General features: G+C 39.6%; 8 protein-coding genes. 4 read left to right on the plus strand and 4 right to left on the minus strand.

Annotated elements, in window-relative coordinates:
- Positions 1-138: 138 nt before the first annotated feature.
- Positions 139-1,023 (minus strand): DMT family transporter, encoded by an 885-nt coding sequence (locus KMHG_RS12835; protein WP_010290075.1) that lies wholly within the window; start codon positions 1,021-1,023, stop codon positions 139-141.
- Between the two features lie 118 nt (positions 1,024-1,141).
- Here KMHG_RS12835 and KMHG_RS12840 point away from each other — a divergent pair, with 118 nt between their 5' ends.
- Positions 1,142-1,861 (plus strand): MgtC/SapB family protein, encoded by a 720-nt coding sequence (locus tag KMHG_RS12840; protein WP_010290080.1) that lies wholly within the window; start codon positions 1,142-1,144, stop codon positions 1,859-1,861.
- Positions 1,862-1,872: 11 nt separating this feature from the next.
- Entirely contained in the window at positions 1,873-2,877 is a 1,005-nt protein-coding gene (locus tag KMHG_RS12845) for a cation diffusion facilitator family transporter (protein WP_010290081.1), read from the plus strand.
- Between the two features lie 143 nt (positions 2,878-3,020).
- On the opposite strand, the gene KMHG_RS12850 is transcribed toward KMHG_RS12845, so the two are convergent.
- Entirely contained in the window at positions 3,021-4,265 is a 1,245-nt protein-coding gene (locus KMHG_RS12850) for a Glu/Leu/Phe/Val family dehydrogenase (protein ID WP_010290083.1), read from the minus strand.
- Between the two features lie 208 nt (positions 4,266-4,473).
- Complete coding sequence (yugI, locus tag KMHG_RS12855) at positions 4,474-4,848, minus strand: S1 domain-containing post-transcriptional regulator GSP13 (protein ID WP_010290085.1); 375 nt, start codon at positions 4,846-4,848, stop codon at positions 4,474-4,476.
- A gap of 214 nt (positions 4,849-5,062) precedes the next feature.
- On the opposite strand from yugI, the gene KMHG_RS12860 reads away from it, so the two are divergent.
- Entirely contained in the window at positions 5,063-6,391 is a 1,329-nt protein-coding gene (locus KMHG_RS12860; RefSeq protein ID WP_010290086.1) for a sodium-dependent transporter, read from the plus strand.
- A 41-nt stretch (positions 6,392-6,432) separates the two neighbouring features.
- On the opposite strand, the gene KMHG_RS12865 is transcribed toward KMHG_RS12860, so the two are convergent.
- Positions 6,433-6,696: a DUF1871 family protein gene (locus tag KMHG_RS12865; RefSeq protein ID WP_010290087.1), complete on the minus strand. Its 264-nt coding sequence runs from the start codon at positions 6,694-6,696 to the stop codon at positions 6,433-6,435.
- 74 nt (positions 6,697-6,770) lie between these two features.
- On the opposite strand from KMHG_RS12865, the gene KMHG_RS12870 reads away from it, so the two are divergent.
- On the plus strand, positions 6,771-7,940 hold the full coding sequence (locus KMHG_RS12870) for a MalY/PatB family protein (protein ID WP_010290089.1): 1,170 nt from the start codon (positions 6,771-6,773) through the stop codon (positions 7,938-7,940).
- Positions 7,941-8,308: the final 368 nt, after the last annotated feature.

Below are 8,308 nucleotides of genomic sequence, written 5' to 3' on the forward strand. Positions count from 1 at the left end.
CTCGTCGTTTTTGACGACTTCATTACTTTACCACAATAACTTTTTAAAAGCAAGTACTTTTTTTAAGTTATTTTTTATAAAGTTTTTCGTCGTTGTCTTAGCGACAAGTAATACTATAAACCATGAAACTGTTATACGTCAATAGTTTTTTTGAAAAAACTTTTTCATTTTCTTTTCATCAATTGTATAGAAGATAATCCCCGCTAATACAATGACGCCACCAATCACTTGCGAAGCATGTAAATACTCTCTAAAAACGAAGTACGCTAAGATCGATGCGCCAACTGGTTCAAATAAGATAGCAATCGAAATCGCATTTGCAGATACGTATTTTAATGACCAGTTGAATAAATTATGCCCTAATAAATTCGGCACGATGGCTAATAAAATAAACCAACACCAATCAATTGATTGATATGGACCGAAACTCTCCCCCTTTAGCGGTACATAAATTGCTAACACAATAGCACTAACCGCGTAGACGATAATCGTATACGTCGTTGATGAAATCGTTTGGCGCACACTTTGCCCACATAACATATAGAAAGAAATAAGCGCGCAGGCAATTAGCGCAAGCATATCACCGAATAAAGCGGTACCGCCAATTCGGACATCACCCCATGCTAATAACACACTCCCGCCAATCGTGATTACTGCAGCAATCATCGTCTTTTTAGAAAGTGGCTCTTTAAATAAAAGATATGTACCGACAATAGCAAATAACGGTTGCAGCGTAACAAGCACTGTTGAACTAGCGACCGATGTGTAATTCAATGATTCAAACCATAAAATAAAATGAAACGCTAAAAACGTACCTGACAGACACATAATCGCCCATTGCTTCTTATGAATAGTAATTAATTCTTTTCGATGCTTACTTAAAAATAATGGCAACATGAGCACGACAGAAAATAACATACGATAAAAAGCAAGTGGCCCTGCATCGGCACTTGATAATTTTACGAAGATGGCTGACGATGCGACGGATAACACGCCAATCAAAATTGCGACATATGGATGCATATTATTTCTCCTTGTAAAATTTATTAATAACTCCACGATTCTCATGTACAATGAAGCAATAACCCATTTTCCCATTAATACAGCAAACTGACAATATCAGAATGAAAGGGGATATTTCATGGAGTGGTTAACAGATTATAGCTTACTACAAGAAGCGAGTATCAAAATGATGATTGCAGCAACATTAAGTTTAATTATCGGGGTTGAACGGGAATTAAAAAGGAAACCTGTAGGCTTGAAAACGAGCCTAGTCATTGCAACGTTCAGTTGTTTGTTAACGATTATTTCGATGGAATCTGTGTTGCGTGCAACGCCAGTGGAAGGCATTAATGTCACGATGGATCCGCTTCGCCTTGCCGCACAAATTGTAAGTGGTATCGGTTTCCTCGGTGCTGGGGTCATTTTGCATCGAAATAACGATAGTATTACAGGATTAACGACCGCTGCAATGATTTGGGGAGCAGCTGGCATCGGTATTGCTGTCGGAGCAGGTTTTTATATTCCAGCAATCGTCGCGGTATTGATTGTCCTATTTGGCGTAGAAGTCATTGCCCCACTTTTTTTCAAAGTCGGCCCTTCTCACCTACGCCGTCACGACATCGCGCTTACCGTTGTCATTGACGATGCAAATCGTATTGAAACATTGCTAGAACATTTAAAAACACATGATTTTGAAATTGAAAATTTACACATTAAAGATATATATATCGATGGTGCTGTAAAACATCAAGTAGCACTTCAAGTTTCATCGCTACCTGATAAAGATACGTTTACGATGTATCGCACTGTGCAACAGTTAGATTGTGTCGTCACAGTAGAAATTGAGTTAATGTCTTAAGGAGGATTTATATGGGTGAATTTTTTTCTTTATTGAAACAAGGTAATAAACCTTCGTTATTAGCCGCTTTCGTTAACCTACTATTAGGGATCATTAAAGGTGTCGCTTACTTTTTCACTGGAAATGTCGCGATGTTCGCCGAAATGATGCACTCACTTGGAGATGCGGCCAATCAGTTTTTCGTTTTCGTCGGCTCTGCTCTTTCTAAAAAAGCACCGACCCGCAAATTCCCGACTGGTTTCGGACGTGTTATTAACCTCGTTTGTTTATTCGCCGTTATTATTGTCGGCATTTTAGCTTACGAAACAATTTTAGAAGGTTGGCATCATATTTTACATCCAACGACTTCTACTGGTTTATGGATTGTACTAAGTGTATTAGCACTTGGGATTATTTTAGAAGGTTCGGTTTTATTAAAAGCCGCAAAAGAAATTAATACAGAGGTAGGCATTCAAGCGCATGGCTTAACTGCTTTTATTAAAGCGCTGAAAAATTTAGGACGCGCTAAACCCGCAACGAAACTTGTGTTTATGGAAGATTCTGTTGCGACATCTGGTAACGTACTTGCGTTTATCGCAGTACTCGTAGCACATTACACACCATTCGTCCAAATCGAAGGGATTGTTTCTATTATCATCGGTGCGATGATGTTCTTCGTTGTAGGTGTCGTCTTTTTAGAAAACGCACGTGGTGCCATTGGTGAAACAGATGAAGAAATGTTGAACCATATCGCTTACCTCGTTTCTGATAATCCACACATCACAGATATTCGTAAATTAGTAGTCATTAAAGAAGGTGAAGCGTTACATGTTGAATTGATGGCAGAAATCGACCCATCGGTAACGGTCGCTTTTGCCGATGATGTGCGTGACGATTTGATGAAACAAATTTTAGGGCAAAAAAGCGTCACACGCGCAACGATTTATTTCGATGAAGATGATGGCGTAACGAACTGGAGTCATATCGGAGAACGTCCTGAAAAATTAAAGACGCATGACAATCTTAAAACAAAATAAAAAAAAGGGCTGGGACAAAACAGTTCAGTTTCCTTTTTTAGCGTTCGCAACAAAAAACCGGAACCACGCCACAGCGCGATTCCGGTTTTTCTTATGCTCATTTGAGATGGTGTTTTTACACTTATGTCCCAGCCTCTTTTTTATTATACCCAACCGCGGAAACGAGATGCTTCTGCTGTTTTACGGACACCGACCATATACGCTGCAAGGCGCATGTCGATTTTACGTGCTTCTGCGACGTTATAAATATTGTCGAATGCTTCAACCATTTTTTTGTAAAGCTTATCGTTTACTTCTTCTTCTGACCAGTAATAGCCTTGGTTGTTTTGTACCCATTCGAAATAAGAAACCGTTACGCCACCTGCTGATGCTAATACGTCTGGTACGAGTAACACGCCACGCTCCGTTAAAATTTTCGTTGCTTCTTGCGTCGTTGGTCCATTTGCCGCTTCAACGACGATATTTGCTTTAATGTTATGCGCATTTTCTGCTGTAATTTGATTTTCAATCGCAGCCGGTACTAAAATGTCACATTCTAATTCTAGTAATTCTTCGTTCGTAATCGTATTTTCGAATAAGTTCGTCACCGTACCGAAACTATCACGACGATCTAGTAAGTAATCAATGTCTAATCCTTCTGGATCGTAGAGCGCACCGTTCGCATCTGAAATGCCGACAACTTTTGCGCCTAAATCGTTCATAAATTTCGCAAGGAAACTACCTGCATTCCCAAACCCTTGAATGACTACACGTGCTCCTTCAATTTGAAGGTTGCGACGTTTCGCTGCTTGTTCAATGACAATTGTGACACCTTGTGCCGTTGCACGATCGCGACCTTGTGAGCCGCCAAGTACAATCGGTTTCCCTGTAATAAAACCTGGCGAGTTAAACTCATCCATACGGCTATATTCATCCATCATCCAAGCCATAATTTGTGCGTTTGTGAAAACATCTGGCGCTGGAATATCTTTCGTTGGCCCAACGATTTGACTCGTTGCACGTACGTAACCACGGCTTAAACGTTCTAACTCACCCATCGACATTTGACGCGGATCGCAAATGACGCCACCTTTACCACCACCGTATGGTAAATCGACGATCCCTGCTTTTAACGTCATCCACATAGATAACGCCTTTACTTCCTCTTCTGAAACATTCGGATGGAAGCGCACGCCGCCCTTTGTTGGACCGACCGCATCGTTGTGCTGTGCACGATAGCCTGTAAATACTGTTACAGTGCCGTCATCCATACGCACAGGAATACGAACTTGCAGCATACGTAATGGCTCCTTTAAAAGATCATACATCGCTTCATCATAGCCTAATTTTTGTAATGCTTCTTTAATAATTGCCTGTGTAGATGTGAATAGGTTTAGATTTTCTGCCATTATAAATTCCTCGCCTCTTTTGTAATAGATTACCAATATCGCCCATATTGTATCATAGAACACCGTAAAATGCCGACTATTTCCTATGAAAACGTCATCTTTTTTAAATTGCATCGAAAGACGTATATGACACGCTAACTAGAAAATCGACGACATATACAAGCAAAAACCCCCTACAAATTGTAGAGGGTTTTGCTTCAAAGAAACGCTATTTCAGACCGGATTCTTCAATCCATTCTCCTAGTTTTTCTTTTAATGAGTTAAAGCCAACCGAGTCTTTTTCGTCCACTCGGTCTTGTAATGATTTACGTGGCAACTGTTCTTTTCGCTTCGTAGGCTTTTCCTGTAAAGCGCGCAATGACAAACTAATTTTCTCGTCGTTGTCCGCAATGTCTAAAATTTTCACGCGTACAACGTCGCCTACGTTCAAATAGTCTGTAATGCTTTTTACAAAGCCGTAAGTAATTTCAGAAATATGAACTAAACCTTGCGTATTAGCATCTAATGCAACGAATGCTCCATACGGCTGAATACCAGTGACTTTGCCTGAAACAATATCGCCAACCTTATACTTGTTAGACATCGTCATCCTACTTTCCGAATTGCCTGTGTTCTTTATATATCCATCGTTATTATAGCATAGACAATTTCCTGCTTCAAAAATTCTCGGTTATTTCTGAAAATAACTTCATTCCACTTTGTTACGTCATAAAATGCCTTTAAAAGCATTAAATATATATAATTTTCAGTCTTATTGGTGTATTATGAGTAAATATTACTTTGAAGGAGGATTTTTCGTGGCAAAGAGAGATCAGTTCGCATCAAAAATCGGCTTTATATTAGCTGCTGCAGGTAGCGCCATCGGTTTAGGGGCAATTTGGAAGTTCCCATACATGGCGGGAAGTAATGGTGGTAGCGTCTTTATTTTCTTATTTATCTTATGCACATTGCTCATTGGATTACCGATTTTGATTGCTGAATTTATGATTGGTCGTCGTGGTCAAGCAGACGCGGTGACAGGTATGAAAAAACAAGCGCCCGGTACTCCGTGGTTCATTACAGGTTGGTTAGGTTTTATTTTTTCTGCAATTATTTTATCTTTCTACTCAGTAGTAGGTGGATGGATTTTGATTTATATTTGGAAATCAGTCACATTTAGCTTTACGAGTGATGATCCAAACGTTTATACACAAATTTTCACAGACATTACAGCAAATCCTTGGGAAGCTGTCATTGCCCAAGCATTATTCATGATGTTAACAATCGGCATCATCTCAGGTGGTATCCAAAAAGGGATCGAACGTGCAAGTAAATTTATGATGCCCCTTCTATTCATCTTCTTCATCATTTTAGCCATTCGTTCATTAACATTAGATGGTTCTGTAGATGGTTTGAAATTTATGTTCGTTCCAGATTGGTCAGCATTTAACGGTGAAACGTTACTCGTTGCACTCGGTATGGCGTTCTTCGCATTATCAGTCGGTGTAGCGGCTATGATGACATATGCTTCTTACTTAGATAAAAGCGTGAATCTCGTATCATCTGCTGTTAACGTCGGTTGGATGAACATTGGTATTTCAATTTTAGCAGGTCTTGTCATTTTCCCTGCAGTATTCTCATTAGGTTTCGAACCAAGTTCAGGTCCTGGACTTGTATTCATTATTTTACCAGCAGTGTTCCAACAAATTCCACTCGGATCTATTTGGATGATTATTTTCTTCGTCCTATTACTATTCGCAACAGTTACATCAGCGATTGCAATGCTTGAAATCGTTGTCGCAACAGCGATGGGTCCAAAAACTGAAAAACGTACGAAATATGCATGGTTATGCGGTTTAGGAATTTTCATCGTTGGAATTCCAAGTGCGTTATCATTCGGTAAATTATCAGATGTAACGATTATGGGCAAATCAATTTTCGATTTTGCTGACTTCATTACAAGTAATGTCGGCATGCCTATCGGTGCGTTACTCGTATCGATTTTCGCTGGTTACAAATTAACGAAAAAAGATCAATTAGAACAATTAAATGTTGCCCCTTGGTTGCTTACAACGTGGCGTATTCTCGTACGTTACGTCGCACCAATTGCGATTGTTATCGTATTTATTCAAGGTATCCGAGGCTAACAATGAAAAAGCGAGTCGCTTAGAAGCGGCTCGCTTTTTTATTACGGTAAATCACATTGCGCTTCGTATTTTAAAAGCGTTAGTCGCTGTGCGATTGCTTCACATGCTTCTAGCGGCAACCATTCTTCAAATGATGCTTCAAAAATCAGTTGAATTTCTTTCGCTAAAGCTGCTGGGTCATCAATCGTTTGCATCGTTGCTGCGATATCGGCCGCTTCTGTCGCATAATCGAAGTCTGGAATATCAAACGGATTCCAATCAGCAATCATTTGAACGGCGCGTTGATTCATTTCAATTGTGTTCATGTTTTCACCTGTCTATTTCATTGATATTCGCTATAATAGCATATAACAAATATTGGTGAAAGAAGGTTAATCGTATGAGTTTATTTGATCAAGTGTATGACCGTAAAAAAACCGATTCTTTAAAGTGGGATAAATTAAAGGCTGTCTATGGCCGCGACAATGTCGATGGCATTATTCCGATGTGGGTTGCAGACATGGATTTTGCTGCGCCGTCTTGTATTAAAGAAGCGATTCAGACACGTCTGAACAATCCAATTTATGGCTATTCTTTTGAAGGTGAAGCATGCCAGCAAGCAATTATCCAATGGATGGCGACGCATCATCAAACGACGATTGAAGCACCGTGGATTATGTATCATCAAGGCGTTGTGCCTGCGATTGCGACCGTTGTTGAAACGTTTACTGCCCCAGGCGATAGTGTATTAATGATGGCACCAACGTATCCACCATTTTTTAATGCGCCAAAAACGTTAGATCGTGAAGCGGTCTTTTATCCACTAATTGAAAAAGAAAGACAGTATACGATTGACTTCGACGATTTTGAAACATACGTAGCACGCGACGAAGTGAAGTTATTTATTTTATGTCATCCACACAATCCAATTGGGTTCACGTGGACAGAGGCAGAACTACAAAAGCTTGATGCATTATGTGCTAAACATGACGTCCTGCTCGTATCAGATGAAATTCATAGCGACCTCGTACTGAATGGTAAACATGTCCCAACGCTGAACGTAACACAACATCGCGACAACGTGATTACTTTATTTGCACCGACGAAAACGTTTAATATCGCAGGAATTCACGCAGCGATGATGTTCGTATCAGAACCTGCCAAACGTAAAGCGATTCAACATACGATGCAACGTCAAGCACAAGGTGGATTAAACATTTTCGCAAGCGCTGCTATTACAGGTGCCTTTAGTGAAGCTGGTGCTGAATGGCTTGAAACATTAAAAGACTATTTACGTGAAAACATTCGCATCACTGCTGAAGCGTTAAATGCAGTCGACGGCTTGCATATCGAACAAAATGATGCGACGTACTTAATGTGGCTCGACTACCGCGAGACAAATTTCGAGGAAAAAGAGATTATGAACCGCTTACTCGATGAGGGTGTAGCACTAGACCCTGGTAAGAAATTTGGTCCAGCTGGCGATGGCTTTTTACGTATCAATATTGCGTGTCCACGTGAGACGTTAAATGAAGGTATTGCACGTATTACACGCGCTTTCGCCCGCTAATTTAAGTTTATTTACCTAATAAAAATAAATATTTTTTCATTCGACACGTATCGACAAACTTTTTTCACTTCTTCTAACCAGATAAAGGTAAAAAAGGCCTTTCATCTATTCCTTTACGCGTATGAAACATGCCGGGATATTGTTAAAAAACACTTTTTTCTACTATTTTCGACAAGAAAAATAATGTAATCGGCATATTTTTATTAATAAAAAATGTGTGTATAGTTAAAATTGCCGTTAATAAAAAAGCATTTGCAACATGAATACACTTGCCATGTGAAATTCAATCTCAAATGCACATTTCTCCCTCAACTTGCCAGGTTGAGGTTTTTTTATACATACAAAAAGAGGCTGGGACATAAGTGTAC

Source organism: Kurthia massiliensis (assembly GCF_000285555.1).
GTDB lineage: Bacteria > Bacillota > Bacilli > Bacillales_A > Planococcaceae > Kurthia > Kurthia massiliensis.

Bases quoted from the DNA above. Each gene is read 5' to 3' on its own strand.
- yugI (WP_010290085.1), bottom strand. From the start codon at position 4,848: ATGTCTAACAAGTATAAGGTTGGCGATATTGTTTCAGGCAAAGTCACT.
- KMHG_RS12840 (WP_010290080.1), top strand. From the start codon at position 1,142: ATGGAGTGGTTAACAGATTATAGCTTACTACAAGAAGCGAGTATCAAA.
- KMHG_RS12850 (WP_010290083.1), bottom strand. From the start codon at position 4,265: ATGGCAGAAAATCTAAACCTATTCACATCTACACAGGCAATTATTAAA.
- KMHG_RS12870 (WP_010290089.1), top strand. From the start codon at position 6,771: ATGAGTTTATTTGATCAAGTGTATGACCGTAAAAAAACCGATTCTTTA.
- KMHG_RS12835 (WP_010290075.1), bottom strand. From the start codon at position 1,023: ATGCATCCATATGTCGCAATTTTGATTGGCGTGTTATCCGTCGCATCG.
- KMHG_RS12845 (WP_010290081.1), top strand. From the start codon at position 1,873: ATGGGTGAATTTTTTTCTTTATTGAAACAAGGTAATAAACCTTCGTTA.
- KMHG_RS12865 (WP_010290087.1), bottom strand. From the start codon at position 6,696: ATGAACACAATTGAAATGAATCAACGCGCCGTTCAAATGATTGCTGAT.